Source organism: Ruegeria sp. BE1 (assembly GCF_056538885.1).
On the sequence record NZ_JBQFTY010000002.1, the window covers coordinates 125,154 to 138,230 of the forward strand.

Here is a 13,077-nt window from a genome sequence, read left to right on the forward strand (position 1 = left end):
CGATGGACTCTGTTTGCGGAAACCTAACCCAGCAAATCAAAATCGACACCGGCACAGACGCGCCCGTTGACCTGAATCTCAAGCCGATGCGCACCGGGGACCAATGTGAAGGTCGTCGCGTTGCCCTTGAGCTTGTGCTTTTTGCTGAGTGTCAGTGGCCCGTCACGCAGCGCGGTCTGTTTCAGCTTGTGCACTTTGGCTGAGGTTCTGCCGCCAGGACGTTGAAAGTGAATGATATAGCCCACAAGAACAGGCTGACCCCCTTCCCCGCTGAGGACGGTATCGAACTCCAACACCTCACCAATCCGGGCCTCGCCCTTGACCTCTACCTGAACTGAAACCGCAGCATCGGGGTCATAGCCCAGCATCTTCAGGGCCTGTGGATGGCCCGATTTGACCAGCCCGCGCAGGGTATGGGTGGTCATCCAGCTCAGCTCATCGTGATCCTGTCGTTTGGCTTGGGACCAGGCCCGCAGGCGATCCAGCACCAGATCGGGATCTTTCTTGGTGATGTCATTCAGGTGGTTGGCCACCGACCGCGTGACATAGCGCGTCGGGTCGCGATGCAACTGATCCAGCAGAGGCAATGGATCGGAAAGCGCCAGCCCAACGGCCTGCCCCCATGGCAAACGGGGCCGCGTGCCTTCACTGACCAGACGGCGCACGTGATAGCTGTCATGCGCACACCACACTTGCAATCGCGCAAGCACCTGTTCGGGGTGGGCGTTCAGAAACGGGCGGATGGCCCATTCCATGGAAAAGCGCTGGGTCAGTTCCTCCAGCACATCCAGCGCCAGATCGGGATGATCCAACCCGACGGACACAACCCAATCTCCTAAAGGCGCAAAGATGAAATCGCCGAAATCATCATCCGTTTTGGTCGGGTCCAGCGGTGGTGGCAAAGCGCGCAGCAGAACCGGTGCAATTTGCGGCAAGTCGCCGGGAACGGCCTGTTGCAGGCAGTCCGCGATCCAGGCCATCCGCTCTTTCAACTCAAGCTCTGGCAGGCGCGACATCACCTGTGCCTCGAACGCATCCGGGTCAAAGGACGGATCAGCCTGCGCAAAAAGACCGGCCAGGTAGCGGGTCTTTTCCCGGTTAAACAGCTGGTCTTTCAGAGAAAAGCCACTTGCCATAACTACATCGTCAGGTTCGTTGCGCCGCCATCCAGCAGGATGTTCTGCCCCACGATGAACCCGGCATGTTGCGAGCACAAAAAGGCGCAGGTCGCGCCGAATTCCTGCCGTGACCCATAGCGCCGCGCCGGGATCGTGGCCGCGCGTTGGGCCCGGGCGTCATCCATCGAAATCCCCTGTTGAGACGCCACACCGCTATCCAGCGAATCCGCGCGATCAGTGGCGTGAATGCCGGGCAGCAGATTGTTGATCGTCACCCCCTGCGGGGCTACCTGCCGCGCGGTTCCCGCGACATAGCCGGTCAATCCGGTGCGCGCGGCGTTCGACAGCCCAAGCACGGCAATCGGCGCGCGCACCGATTGCGAGGTGATGTTGACCACGCGCCCCCAACCCTTGTCCATCATGCCCGGCAGCAGCGCCTTCATGAACGCAATCGGCGTCAGCATGTTGGAATCCAACGCCTTGATGAAATCATCCCGATCCCAATCCGACCACATGCCCGGAGGCGGGCCACCCGCGTTTGTCACTAGGATATCAACACCCTGCGCGGCCTCGATCACCTGCGCCTGCCCGTCGGCAGAGGTCACATCGCAGGCGACGGTCTGCACGTCCACGCCATACTCGGCCCTCAAACGCGCGGCTTCGGCCTCCAACACCTCAGCACCACGCGCGTTCATCACCAGATCGACGCCTGCGCCCGCCAAAGCCTCGGCACAACCCAGACCCAAGCCCTTGCTGCTGGCGCAGACCAGCGCGCGTTTTCCCTTGATACCCAGATCCATATGATCCTCCCCATCCGTTGTTATCGCCATGTCTAGCACCGGCCAGACGGGGAAGACCAGATTTCAGCACGTGTCAGTAAAAGAACTCCTCGCGCACGATCTTTCCATTGGCGACATGATAGACACCAACCTCTTTCATATCAAACTCTTCGCCGGTTTCCTTCACCTTGCCCTGCACTTCGAAGATCACGGCAAAGCGGTCTTCGCCGTGGGGCATGGGATCACTGACCGAGGCACCGGACACCTCATGCGCGCCTTCCCACCATTCATGTTTGCCCCGGATCGCGTCGCGACCGTAGGTTTCGCGGCCCATATCCATGAAATCCTGCGACTCGACCGAAACGGCATCCTCGGCATAGAGTTTCTCAAGGTTCTCTTTGGCGCGGTCCTCGCGGCATCCTGCAACAAGCTCGTCTGCGATTTCTTTCAAATTCATTGATCCTCTCCATCATTTGTTCACTATATGTTCTTATTGCCATATCGACACGATTCGAACCACCCCCTTTGTCTTGCCTCGGCGGGTTTCCCCGCCTATACGCGCGGTCATGCTTGATACCTCGAACCAACCCTCCCTGCCGCCCGAGATCGCCCGGCGCCGGACATTCGCCATCATCTCGCACCCGGATGCGGGTAAAACGACGCTGACCGAAAAGTTCCTGCTGTACGGGGGCGCGATCCAGATGGCTGGTCAGGTACGCGCCAAGGGCGAGGCGCGGCGCACGCGCTCGGACTTTATGCAGATGGAGAAAGATCGGGGTATCTCGGTTTCCGCATCCGCCATGTCGTTCGACTATGGGAATTTCCGGTTCAATCTGGTGGACACGCCCGGCCACAGCGATTTCTCGGAAGACACCTATCGCACGCTGACGGCTGTGGACGCCGCCGTGATGGTGATCGACGGTGCGAAAGGTGTGGAAAGCCAAACGCAGAAACTGTTCGAGGTCTGCCGCCTGCGCGATCTGCCGATCCTGACCTTCTGTAACAAGATGGACCGCGAAAGCCGCGATACGTTCGAGATCATCGACGAGATTCAGGAAATGCTGGCCATCGACGTAACGCCCGCCGCGTGGCCCATCGGCGTGGGACGCGACTTTATCGGCTGCTATGACATGCTGCGCGACCGGCTGGAACTGATGGACCGCGCCGACCGCAACAAGGTGGCCGAAAGCATTCAGATCGACGGGTTGGACGACCCCAAGCTGGCCGAACATGTGCCCGAGCACCTGCTTGAAAAGCTGTTGGAAGAGGTCGAAATGGCGCGCGAATTGCTGCCTGCACTCGACCCGCAAGCGGTGCTGGAAGGGCACATGACCCCGATCTGGTTCGGCTCAGCCATCAATTCCTTCGGTGTGAAGGAACTGATGGAGGGTATCGGCGCTTATGGCCCGCAGCCGCAGGTTCAGTCCGCGGAACCCCGCCAGATCGCGCCGGATGAAAAGAAGGTCGCAGGCTTTGTCTTCAAGGTGCAGGCCAATATGGACCCCAAGCACCGTGACCGGGTGGCGTTTGTCCGCATGGCATCTGGCCATTTCAAGCGGGGCATGAAGCTGACGCATGTGCGGACCAAGAAACCGATGGCGATCTCGAACCCGGTTCTGTTTTTGGCATCCGACCGTGAACTGGCCGAGGAGGCCTGGGCCGGTGACATCATCGGCATCCCCAACCACGGGCAACTGCGCATCGGCGACACACTGACCGAGGGTGAGGCGATCCGCGTCAAGGGCATCCCCTCTTTCGCGCCGGAACTGCTGCAAACTGTCCGCGCAGGCGACCCGATGAAGGCTAAGCATCTGGAAAAGGCTCTGATGCAATTTGCCGAGGAAGGCGCGGCCAAGGTGTTCAAACCCTCGATAGGTTCGGGCTTTATTGTCGGCGTCGTCGGCGCCCTGCAATTCGAGGTGCTCGCCAGCCGGATTGAGATGGAATACGGCCTGCCGGTGCGGTTTGAGGCGTCTCAGTTCACCTCGGCCCGCTGGGTCAGCGGCGACAAGCTTGCAGTGGACAAGTTCGTCAACGCCAACAAGCAGCATATCGCCCATGATCACGACGGCGACATCGTCTATCTGACGCGGCTGCAATGGGACATCGACCGGGTCGTACGCGACTACCCCGAGCTGAGCCTGACCGCGACCAAGGAAATGATGACGTGAGCCCGTCACAGGCTGCATATGGTCGGTAAGCCGACCTGGGGCATCGTTGCGACCGTCCGGGGATCTGCCCCGGACATCCTGCGGTTTGCGGCCTATCATCTGGACCTTGGCGCGGATCAGCTGGACATCTATCTGGATGAACCCTGCCCCAAGGCTTTCAACGCCTTGAACCGGCACCCCAAGGTCGAAGTGCGCAATTGCGACGACGGGTTCTGGGCAAATCGGAAACGCCAACGCCCTGACCGGCATCAAACGCGACAGACGGCGAATGCCTCGCTGTCCTACCGCCGGTCCAAATTGGACTGGCTGGCCCATATCGATGTGGATGAGTTTTTGTGGGCTGAGCGCGCTGTCAGTGACATCCTGTCCACAGCGCCAGACGACACACCCGCGATCCGCATGCGCCCGGCCGAGGCAATGGCCGGAGACGATCTGTACAAGGCGCATATCCCCAAAGGCAAAGACCGCGACGCCCTTTTGCAAACGTTGTACCCGAATTATGGCGGGTTTGTTCTGGGCGGTTTCTTTAGCCATGTACAGGGCAAGCTTTTCACGCGCACCGGCCTGCCCAGGATCAATTTCCGCATTCACAACCTGTTTCAGGATGGGTCTCTTCTGCCCTGCAAGGTTGAACTGCCCGGTTTGGACCTGTGCCATCGCCACGCAACAAGCTGGGATCATTGGCTAACTCATTACCGTTTCCGGCTTGCGCGTGGCTCGTATCAGCCCGGCATGTCCCCGAATGTACCGCGCGATCAGGGCGGGATGAACATGAATGAGCTGCTCAGCTGGATTGAGGCTGAGGACGGCATGGACGGGCTGCGCGCCTTTTTCAACGAGATCAGCGGCACCGACCCCGAAGTGCGCGCGCGGTTGGAACAGCATGGTCTTATCCGGCACCGGCCCCTGGATCTGGAGGCCAAGCTTACGAAACACTTCCCCGGAAGTGTCTGAATTGTTGCGCGAAATCCGCATTCCGCACAGGCTGAAGACCCTGAAAAGGTCTTCATTTGACCCCGACCTACGATTTTGTTATGTCCCCCTCCAAGCCGAATTTGCGCAAGTGCGCGCATGGCCATCCGGGCCCGGCAAACCTCTGACGCGCGGGCCAGGTCTAGTGTCCGCTTGAACCGGACATACATGACAAAGTTTAACGAACTGAACCTGAACCCGAAGGTCCTCAAAGCCATTGAGGAAGCCGGATACGAAACCCCCACCCCGATTCAGGCCGGAGCGATTCCGCCTGCGCTTGAGGGCAAGGATGTTCTGGGCATCGCCCAGACCGGCACGGGCAAAACCGCCAGCTTCACGCTGCCGATGATCACCCTGCTGGCCCGTGGGCGCGCCCGTGCGCGGATGCCGCGATCTTTGGTGCTGTGCCCGACACGGGAACTGGCCGCACAGGTGGCCGAGAATTTCGACACCTATGCCAAGAATGTGAAACTGACCAAAGCGCTGTTGATCGGCGGTGTCAGCTTCAAGGAACAGGACGCCCTGATCGACCGCGGCGTCGACGTGCTGATCGCCACACCGGGCCGTCTGCTGGACCATTTCGAGCGCGGCAAGCTGCTGCTGACCGGCGTTCAGATCATGGTGGTGGACGAAGCCGACCGGATGCTGGATATGGGGTTCATCCCCGACATCGAACGCATCTTCTCACTGACGCCCTTCACCCGCCAGACGCTGTTCTTCTCAGCCACCATGGCCTCCGAGATTGAGCGCATCACGGATACGTTCCTGTCCGCCCCTGCCCGGATCGAGGTTGCCCGTCAGGCCACCGCGTCCGAGACCATCGAACAGGGCGTGGTCATGTTCAAGGGCGGGCGCCGCGACCGTGAGGCCAGCGCCAAGCGCAATGTTCTGCGCGCGCTGATCGATGCCGAGGGCGACAAATGCTCCAACGCGATCATCTTCTGCAACCGCAAGACGGATGTGGACATCTGCGCGAAATCGCTGAAGAAATACGGCTATAACGCTGCCGCCATCCATGGCGACCTGGACCAGTCGCAGCGGATGAAAACGCTGGACGGGTTCCGCGACGGATCACTGCGCCTGCTGGTGGCATCAGATGTGGCCGCGCGCGGCTTGGATATTCCGTCGGTCAGCCATGTGTTCAACTTTGACGTGCCTGGCCATGCCGAGGATTACGTACACCGCATCGGCCGCACAGGCCGCGCCGGGCGCGAGGGCAAGGCGATCACCATCTGCTCGGGCCGTGATGAAAAGGCGCTGGATGCGATTGAAAAGCTGATCCAGAAGGAAATTCCCCGGCTCGACAATCCGATCAAGGACGCGCCTAAGGACGAGGCCCCCAAGCGCGAGAGAAAGGCCAAACCCTCGGATGAGAAAAAGACCGAGAGAAAGCCTGACCGCAAGAGGGACAAAGAACCGCGCGGTCGTGGCCGTCGCGAAGACAATGGCCCTGCGGTAGTGGGCATGGGCGATCACCTGCCCAGCTTTATCGCCCTCAGCTTTGATGAGCGCCGCGCTGGCTAGTCGTATTTGATTGCGTTGAACCGGTGCTCTGCGCTCGTGAAATCAACCACGACCTAAATTGCCAGCACCAGCGCCAGTATCGAGACACCAAGCAATGTCATCCCGGCGATTTCACGCCGGGTGATGGTTTCCCGGAAAAACAAAAGCGACGCAAACAGGCTGAGCAGCAGCTCAGCCTGCCCCAACGCTTTGACATAGGCCGCGTTCTGCAGCGTGAAGGCAAAGAACCAGCAGAACGATCCGCACAGGCTGGTCAGGCCGACAAAAACAGCCGTGCGGCGCGCCTGCCAGACGGCCAACAGCTCGGCCCGGTCACGCCACAGCAGCCACAGACCCATGCTGAGAAACTGAAAGCTGACGACAACGGCCAGCGTCACCAAGGCGCGAAACCACGCGTCCATATCGCCCAGCTCCAACGAGGCGCCGCGATAGCTGACCGAGGAAAAGGCAAACAGCACCCCCGACCCCAGCCCCAGCCGTGACGCGCGGTTGGTCAGGTGCTGCCACCACGCCCCGTCCCCCTCGGGCGATTTCGACAGCAGCAGCACCGCCAGCAGCCCAATCAAAATCGCCCCCAGCGCTCCGATGGAAACCTGATCACCCAGAACCAGAAATCCGAGGATTGCAGTCTGGATGACTTCGGTCTTCTTAAAGGTGATCCCAACGGCAAAATTGCGCTGTTTGAACAGGGCGACCACACAGATCGTCGCAAGGATTTGCGAGGTGCCGCCGATGACCGCAAACACCCAGAACCACCCCGTCAGCGGCGGCAGGCTGTACCCCGTGACCTGCAACGCCACAAACAACCCCAACAGCGCCAGCGGCAGGGAATAGGCAAACCGGGCAAAAGTCGCCCCCGCGGCTGTCAGCTTGACGGTACTGAGAGACTTTTGCAGCATGAACCGCACGGTCTGGAACGACGCGGCTGCGATGGTGACGGGAATCCATAAACTCATGGCGTCCCTTGTGTCGTCAAATCAACCCTTTGGCCAGAGCGGATGCGCCACCGGGTCTTTGGCCCGCAGGAAATACGACCGGAAAATCTGCGTGTATGATCGATAGACATATGCCTTGTTCCGCTCCTGATACCGCGCCTTTTCGGCACGGTAGAGGCGCGGCAGCCGATACCATGGGGCCGAAGGATTCATGTGATGAACCACGTGCAGGTTATTGTTCAGAAACAAGAATGCCAGCGGCCCCTGATCTTCGATGATCACCGTGCGGGCGCCGGAGCAATCGTGGGCACGATGTTCCAGAAAGGTGCGGATCTTGATCAACCCCAGCCCGGCATAGGCGGAAACCAGATAGGCCCAGACAGGCATCGGGGACTGTGCCACAACCCCTACGACCACAGCGACTCCGACCAGATGTAACGCCCAGGCCCTTAGAACAGCACGCCCGGCACGTAGCTCAGCGCGCAGGAACGTGACCTGCCCGATCGCCGGCCCCATAACCATGCGGCCCAGCAGCGTATTATTCGCCCTCAGCAAGCGTTTCTGCCAGCCCGACAGCGCCGCCCAGACCTGCGGGTCCAGATAGTTCGTCTCGGGGTCATCATAGGGATCGGTCAGCGTCTCATCCCGGTGATGCGCCAGGTGCAGGTCGCGAAAGCGCTGATACGGGATGAACAGCGTCAAGGGCAACGCCATCAACGCCTCATTCAGCCAACGCGTGCGGAACGGGTGGCCGTGCAGCGCCTCATGGGTCAGTGACGAATGCAAGGCCGCGACCAGCCCCATGGCCGGAATCGCTAGCCACAGCGGCAACAGGAACATCACGGCCAGCCACGTCCCATAGCAGAACCCGATCAGGGCCAAGGTGCCCCATTCCGGCGTCGCCCTAGACATTGCGGCCCCACGTGATCCCTGCCCAGATACGCTCGTAAATCACATACATCGTCAGGCCGATGGCCGTGTTCACAATCGCCAGCGTTCCCCCGATGGCCGCCGATCCGGTTGCGACAAGACCAACCAGAGTCATTACGGCCAGCCCCATCGCATTCCACAGCACCGCCTTCACGACCGATCTGCGTCGTGTTTCCATTCCGTCACCCAATTTGTTGTTATGTCTTCAAAATTACGACTGATCGAGGTCGTTGAAAATTCTGAATATGATTAACAAAATTCATCAAATGTGATATTTTCAAACATATGCAGGATAAAATAGACAAAAGAGACCGCGCCGCCCAGTTCCGCCTGCGCCTTGCCCGCGCGATGGAGGAGCGCCACGTCAGCCAAAGCGCGCTGGCCCGACATATCGGCGTGGATCGATCAACAGTATCGCAACTTTTGACCGATGCGGGCGCGCGTCTGCCCAATGCGCATGTGGTGGGCAGCTGTGCCTCGGCCCTTGGCGTGTCGGCGGACTGGCTGCTGAGCCTGTCGGACCGGCCCGAAAGCGCGGCGGAATTGCTGGCCGGCTCTCTGACCGTGACCGAGGCCCCCCGCGCGCTGGTGGATGAACGGATTTTCGAATGGCACCAAGAGGCCGCGGGCTATAAAATCCGTTATGTTCCAGCGACTTTGCCGGACATGCTGAAAACCCGCGCGGTGTTGGAATGGGAATATGCCCCGCATCTGGGCCGCACGGCGGATCAGGCCATCGGCGCCTCAGAGGACCGCCTGACCTGGATGCGCCGAGCGCAATCTGACTATGAAATCGCCATGCCGCTGTTTGAAATCGACAGTTTCGCGCGGGCCACCAGTTATTATGAAGGACTTTGCCCCAGAATACGGCTGGAACAGATCGATCACCTGCTGGAAATTTGTGAGCAGCTATATCCCCGCCTGCGCATCTATCTGTTTGATGCGAAACGGCTCTACTCCGCTCCAGTCACTATTTTCGGCCCACTTCTATGTGTGTTCTACGCCGGAAGCCATTACATGGCCTTCCGCGACCGCGACCGGATTGAGGCCTTTACCCGCCATTTCGACCGCCTCGTGCGCGAGGCCGATCTGACCGCGCGCGACTTTCCCGATCACCTGAAACAGCTGCGGGCTATGATCTCCGAACACTAGGACTGCGCGATCCGCCCTGATGTGGTATCGTGCTTTGGCGCGAACCTTCGGGTATTCCGACAACAGACGGAGGACGACAGGAATGGACGCATTACAAACCGCTCAATACGCACGGGCGCTCTATACCGCTCATGGTGACCGGGCCGAGGCCGAAGCAGCGCAGCGCATGCGCGAATGTGAAGCCGCGGGAAATGTTCAGGAAGCCAAAGACTGGCAGGCGGTCCGTCAGACCATCCGCCAGATCCGGGGGCCAAATCAGGGCTGATACGGCCTAAATTTTCGGGTCGGGGTTCACCGTATGGCCGTCCACGGCAATCACCTGACCCGACACCAGCCGCGCCGCATCCGAGGCGAGGAAAACAGCCATATTGGCGATGTCCTGCGCCTCGACAAACCGGCCCATCGACGTGCCCGAGGCGTAGCCGTCGTAGACCTGATCGCGGCTCATGCCTTTGGCGGCGGCTTCGCGGGCCAGAACGCCCTCCATCCGGGGGCCTTCGACCGCGCCGGGGCAGATGGTGTTGCAGCGAACGCCAAAGGGCCCCAGCTCCATTGCCAGCGTCTTGCCCAACCCAATCACCCCCCATTTCGCCGCTGCATAAGGTGCGCGGTTGGGATAGCCGTACTGTCCCGCCGTAGAAGAGGTGATCACCACCGCCCCGCTGCCCTGCCGTTTCAGGATCGGGGCCGCGTATTTCGCACAGAGAAACGCGCCCTCAAGGTTGACTGCCAGACAGGCGCGCCAATCCTCCAGCGCTATATCCTCGACCAAAGCGGTGGGACCCGCGACCCCCGCATTGGCACAAAGCGTTTCAAGGCCACCCCATTCCTGGTCAATCTCAGCAAACAGCGTGGCCACAGCGGCTTCGTCAGACACGTTCAGTTGCGACTGCTTCCAATGCGCAGGACAGTCCGACAGGGCCGCGCGGTCCAGATCTGCGACCCAGACCTGCGCCCCTGCGGCATCGAACGCCTCGGCCATGGCCCGGCCGATGCCCGAGGCACCGGCCGTGATCAGAACCCGCCCGCTCATGCAGGTTTACGGATCGCGGCACCCGCGCCTTCGGGATAGGGCAAACCGGCCTGCGCCTCGGCTATCCGGGCCATCGCGGCCTCAATCTCGGCCGAGGGGGCGCTGGGGCGGCGGGTGTCCAGACTGACATGCAGCAGGAAGCTTTCACCCGTGGCCAACAGCTTGTCGCCCTCAAACATGCTGTGGAAGACATGCAGCTTCTTGCCCTGCCCCAACAGCATCTGCGTGCGCACCTGAATTTTTGCGCCTGCATGCACCTCATCCACATAGCGGATGTGGTTTTCAGCAGTGAAATAGCTGCCGCCCGAGGCGATATAGTCAGCGTCACAGCCTATGACCTCCATGAAACGGTCGGTGGCGGCGGCAAAAGCCTCCAGATACCGGGCCTCGTTCATGTGACCGTTATAGTCGGTCCAATCCAGCGGCACGGCGCGCGACAAGGTCAGGATCGGCTGGGTCAAATCGGCCTGATCGATCGTCGGCAACGCCCCCGGCTTCAGCATCGCGTCATGCTGGTTCAGCACCGCCCCCGCGCCATAATTCTGCGCCTTCAGCGCCCGCATCATCCCCACAAGATTGTTGTCGCGGATACGCTCCAACTCACGGATGGTATGCATCCCCGATTGCGCATCCGACTGATCTGCGATCATATCGACCAGTTCATCGGTAAAGTCTGGCACATCCATCAACTTGGTCCAGGGCCATTTCAGCGCCGGTCCGAACTGCGCCATGAAATGCCGCATCCCGGCCTCACCCCCGGCCACGCGATACGTCTCGAACAGGCCCATCTGCGCCCAGCGAATGCCAAAGCCCATTCGGATCGCCTCATCGACCTCTTCGGTGGTGGCGATGCCGTCCTTGACCAGCCAAAGCGCTTCGCGCCAGACGGCCTCAAGAAAGCGGTCAGCGATATGGGCGTCGATCTCTTTCTTAATATGCAGCGGGAAGAAGCCCACAGATTTCAGCAGTTCCTGCGCGCGTGCCACCATCTCGGGCGGGTTCTTGTCGGTCGGAACAAGTTCAATCAGCGGCAGCAGGTACACCGGGTTGAACGGATGCGTCACCACGATCTGCTCGGGCCGCAACGCGCCCTCTTGCAATTCCGACGGTTTGAACCCGCTGGTCGAGGACCCAATGATCGCACCCGGATCACACGCCTCTTGCAGACCTTTGTAAACCTTTAGCTTCAGGTCCAGCCGTTCCGGCACACTTTCCTGAATCCAATCCGCACCCTGCACGGCCTCGGCCATGTCATCATGAAAGCTCAACGCGCCCTCAGCCGGCAAGGGAACATCGCTCAGCCCCGGCAGTGAACGCCGCGCATTGTCCAGAACCTCACCAATCTTGCGCTCGGCCTCGGGGTCGGGGTCAAAGACCCGCACGTCCCAACCGTTCAGCAAGAACCGCGCGGCCCACCCGCCGCCAATGACCCCGCCACCAATGATTGCCGCTGTTTTCACGTCGATCCGCCTCTTCATCTGGCTAAAAATATCCCGGGGGTTTGGGGGCTGGCCCCCAATCCACGCTTACCTCGACACCGGCGCACGCTTGGTCAAACCAAGCTTCTCGCGCACCTCAGCGGGCCCAATGACCTTGGCCCCCATGTTCTCGATGATGGACCCTGCCCGTTCGACCAGTTGCCAGTTCTCGGCCAGCACACCTTTTTCCAGCCACAAATTGTCCTCCAACCCGACGCGCACATTGCCACCCGCCAACACCGAGGCTGCAACATAGGCCATCTGGTTGCGCCCCAAACCAAAGGCGCTGAACGTCCAATCGTCGGGCACGTTATTCACCATCGCCATAAAGGTGTTCAGATCGTCCGGCGCGCCCCACGGCACGCCCATGCACAGCTGCACCAGCGCGTTGGGCTCCAGAATTCCGTCTTTCACCAACTGCTTGGCGTACCACAGATGGCCGGTGTCAAAGGCTTCGATCTCGGGTTTCACGCCCAGATGCGTCATCATCCGGCCCATCGCCTGCAACATGCCCGGCGTGTTGGTCATGACATAATCGGCTTCGGCAAAGTTCATGGTGCCGCAATCCAGCGTGCAGATTTCCGGCAGGCATTCCGCCACATGCTGCACCCGCTCGGCCGCGCCGATCATGTCAGTGCCATCCTCTTTCAAAGGCAGAGGATGCTCGGTCGGACCAAAGACCATATCCCCGCCCATCCCGGCGGTCAGATTCAGAACCACATCGACCTCGGCCTCGCGAATCCGCTCTGTCACCTCGCGATACAGACCCAGATCGCGCGAGGGCGCGCCGGTTTCAGGGTCGCGCACATGGCAATGCACCACCGCCGCCCCCGCCTTGGCCGCGGCAATCGCGCTGTCGGCAATCTGCTGCGGTGAACGCGGCACATGCGGGCTGCGATCCTGCGTCCCGCCCGAGCCGGTGACGGCACAGGTGATAAAGACCTCGCGGTTCATTTCCAAAGGCATGGCGTTCTCCCCAGCTTAT

14 protein-coding genes are annotated in these 13,077 nt (G+C 60.6%); 5 read left to right on the forward strand and 9 right to left on the reverse strand.

Features of this window, described 5'->3' with window-relative positions; genetic code table 11:
* Positions 1 to 23: 23 nt before the first annotated feature.
* The 3 genes from ACR0J5_RS06795 to ACR0J5_RS06805 all read right to left on the reverse strand — a co-directional run bounded on the left by ACR0J5_RS06795 (position 24) and on the right by ACR0J5_RS06805 (position 2,354).
* Complete coding sequence (locus ACR0J5_RS06795) at positions 24 to 1,136, reverse strand: DNA alkylation repair protein (protein ID WP_480651677.1); 1,113 nt, start codon at positions 1,134 to 1,136, stop codon at positions 24 to 26.
* Between the two features lie 2 nt (positions 1,137 to 1,138).
* Positions 1,139 to 1,918 carry an SDR family oxidoreductase gene (locus ACR0J5_RS06800; RefSeq protein WP_480652870.1) on the reverse strand — a complete coding sequence of 260 codons (780 nt, stop codon included), beginning with the start codon at positions 1,916 to 1,918 and terminating at the stop codon, positions 1,139 to 1,141.
* A 73-nt stretch (positions 1,919 to 1,991) separates the two neighbouring features.
* Positions 1,992 to 2,354 carry a SnoaL-like domain-containing protein gene (locus tag ACR0J5_RS06805; protein WP_480651679.1) on the reverse strand — a complete coding sequence of 121 codons (363 nt, stop codon included), beginning with the start codon at positions 2,352 to 2,354 and terminating at the stop codon, positions 1,992 to 1,994.
* Positions 2,355 to 2,463: 109 nt separating this feature from the next.
* Between ACR0J5_RS06805 and ACR0J5_RS06810 the strand changes: the two genes are divergently transcribed.
* The 3 genes from ACR0J5_RS06810 to ACR0J5_RS06820 all read left to right on the forward strand — a co-directional run bounded on the left by ACR0J5_RS06810 (position 2,464) and on the right by ACR0J5_RS06820 (position 6,564).
* Positions 2,464 to 4,068, forward strand: coding sequence for a peptide chain release factor 3 (locus ACR0J5_RS06810; protein ID WP_480651681.1), 1,605 nt, complete (start codon positions 2,464 to 2,466; stop codon positions 4,066 to 4,068).
* Between the two features lie 18 nt (positions 4,069 to 4,086).
* Entirely contained in the window at positions 4,087 to 5,022 is a 936-nt protein-coding gene (locus ACR0J5_RS06815) for a glycosyltransferase family 2 protein (RefSeq protein ID WP_480651683.1), read from the forward strand.
* 186 nt (positions 5,023 to 5,208) lie between these two features.
* Positions 5,209 to 6,564: a DEAD/DEAH box helicase gene (locus ACR0J5_RS06820; protein ID WP_480651685.1), complete on the forward strand. Its 1,356-nt coding sequence runs from the start codon at positions 5,209 to 5,211 to the stop codon at positions 6,562 to 6,564.
* Between the two features lie 53 nt (positions 6,565 to 6,617).
* On the opposite strand, the gene ACR0J5_RS06825 is transcribed toward ACR0J5_RS06820, so the two are convergent.
* Genes ACR0J5_RS06825 through ACR0J5_RS06835 form a run of 3 tightly spaced genes read right to left on the reverse strand, consistent with a single transcriptional unit; the run spans position 6,618 to position 8,607 of the window.
* A complete protein-coding gene (locus ACR0J5_RS06825; RefSeq protein ID WP_480651687.1) occupies positions 6,618 to 7,520 on the reverse strand; it encodes an EamA family transporter in 903 nt (300 codons plus the stop codon).
* Between the two features lie 21 nt (positions 7,521 to 7,541).
* Positions 7,542 to 8,411, reverse strand: coding sequence for a fatty acid desaturase (locus tag ACR0J5_RS06830; protein WP_480651689.1), 870 nt, complete (start codon positions 8,409 to 8,411; stop codon positions 7,542 to 7,544).
* Positions 8,404 to 8,607, reverse strand: a complete 204-nt coding sequence (locus tag ACR0J5_RS06835; RefSeq protein ID WP_480651691.1) for a DUF2061 domain-containing protein — start codon at positions 8,605 to 8,607, stop codon at positions 8,404 to 8,406. Before ACR0J5_RS06835 ends, ACR0J5_RS06830 begins: the two co-directional genes overlap by 8 nt.
* Positions 8,608 to 8,714: 107 nt before the next feature.
* Here ACR0J5_RS06835 and ACR0J5_RS06840 point away from each other — a divergent pair, with 107 nt between their 5' ends.
* Together ACR0J5_RS06840 and ACR0J5_RS06845 are read left to right on the forward strand one after the other, a co-directional pair.
* Complete coding sequence (locus ACR0J5_RS06840) at positions 8,715 to 9,581, forward strand: helix-turn-helix domain-containing protein (protein ID WP_480651693.1); 867 nt, start codon at positions 8,715 to 8,717, stop codon at positions 9,579 to 9,581.
* Between the two features lie 82 nt (positions 9,582 to 9,663).
* Positions 9,664 to 9,846, forward strand: a complete 183-nt coding sequence (locus ACR0J5_RS06845; protein WP_480651695.1) for a hypothetical protein — start codon at positions 9,664 to 9,666, stop codon at positions 9,844 to 9,846.
* A gap of 6 nt (positions 9,847 to 9,852) precedes the next feature.
* Here the strand turns inward: ACR0J5_RS06845 and ACR0J5_RS06850 are convergent, their stop codons facing one another.
* From ACR0J5_RS06850 to bcoG, 3 genes are read right to left on the reverse strand one after another with little or no spacing between them, the layout of a single operon-like run.
* On the reverse strand, positions 9,853 to 10,614 hold the full coding sequence (locus tag ACR0J5_RS06850) for an SDR family oxidoreductase (protein WP_480651697.1): 762 nt from the start codon (positions 10,612 to 10,614) through the stop codon (positions 9,853 to 9,855).
* The gene (locus ACR0J5_RS06855; RefSeq protein ID WP_480651698.1) at positions 10,611 to 12,092 is read right to left on the reverse strand and encodes a carnitine 3-dehydrogenase; all 1,482 of its coding nucleotides are present in this window, start codon (positions 12,090 to 12,092) and stop codon (positions 10,611 to 10,613) included. The genes ACR0J5_RS06850 and ACR0J5_RS06855 overlap by 4 nt, the downstream gene beginning before the upstream one ends.
* Positions 12,093 to 12,140: 48 nt before the next feature.
* On the reverse strand, positions 12,141 to 13,058 hold the full coding sequence (gene bcoG, locus ACR0J5_RS06860) for a 3-dehydrocarnitine:acetyl-CoA trimethylamine transferase BcoG (protein WP_480651700.1): 918 nt from the start codon (positions 13,056 to 13,058) through the stop codon (positions 12,141 to 12,143).
* Between the last annotated feature and the right edge of the window lie 19 nt (positions 13,059 to 13,077).

What these genes read in the sequence shown, in the direction of transcription:
- ACR0J5_RS06795 (WP_480651677.1), bottom strand. Translation starts at nt 1,136, where the DNA reads ATGGCAAGTGGCTTTTCTCTGAAAGACCAGCTGTTTAACCGGGAAAAG.
- ACR0J5_RS06800 (WP_480652870.1), bottom strand. Translation starts at nt 1,918, where the DNA reads ATGGATCTGGGTATCAAGGGAAAACGCGCGCTGGTCTGCGCCAGCAGC.
- ACR0J5_RS06805 (WP_480651679.1), bottom strand. Translation starts at nt 2,354, where the DNA reads ATGAATTTGAAAGAAATCGCAGACGAGCTTGTTGCAGGATGCCGCGAG.
- ACR0J5_RS06810 (WP_480651681.1), top strand. Translation starts at nt 2,464, where the DNA reads ATGCTTGATACCTCGAACCAACCCTCCCTGCCGCCCGAGATCGCCCGG.
- ACR0J5_RS06815 (WP_480651683.1), top strand. Translation starts at nt 4,087, where the DNA reads ATGGTCGGTAAGCCGACCTGGGGCATCGTTGCGACCGTCCGGGGATCT.
- ACR0J5_RS06820 (WP_480651685.1), top strand. Translation starts at nt 5,209, where the DNA reads ATGACAAAGTTTAACGAACTGAACCTGAACCCGAAGGTCCTCAAAGCC.
- ACR0J5_RS06825 (WP_480651687.1), bottom strand. Translation starts at nt 7,520, where the DNA reads ATGAGTTTATGGATTCCCGTCACCATCGCAGCCGCGTCGTTCCAGACC.
- ACR0J5_RS06830 (WP_480651689.1), bottom strand. Translation starts at nt 8,411, where the DNA reads ATGTCTAGGGCGACGCCGGAATGGGGCACCTTGGCCCTGATCGGGTTC.
- ACR0J5_RS06835 (WP_480651691.1), bottom strand. Translation starts at nt 8,607, where the DNA reads ATGGAAACACGACGCAGATCGGTCGTGAAGGCGGTGCTGTGGAATGCG.
- ACR0J5_RS06840 (WP_480651693.1), top strand. Translation starts at nt 8,715, where the DNA reads ATGCAGGATAAAATAGACAAAAGAGACCGCGCCGCCCAGTTCCGCCTG.
- ACR0J5_RS06845 (WP_480651695.1), top strand. Translation starts at nt 9,664, where the DNA reads ATGGACGCATTACAAACCGCTCAATACGCACGGGCGCTCTATACCGCT.
- ACR0J5_RS06850 (WP_480651697.1), bottom strand. Translation starts at nt 10,614, where the DNA reads ATGAGCGGGCGGGTTCTGATCACGGCCGGTGCCTCGGGCATCGGCCGG.
- ACR0J5_RS06855 (WP_480651698.1), bottom strand. Translation starts at nt 12,092, where the DNA reads ATGAAGAGGCGGATCGACGTGAAAACAGCGGCAATCATTGGTGGCGGG.
- bcoG (WP_480651700.1), bottom strand. Translation starts at nt 13,058, where the DNA reads ATGCCTTTGGAAATGAACCGCGAGGTCTTTATCACCTGTGCCGTCACC.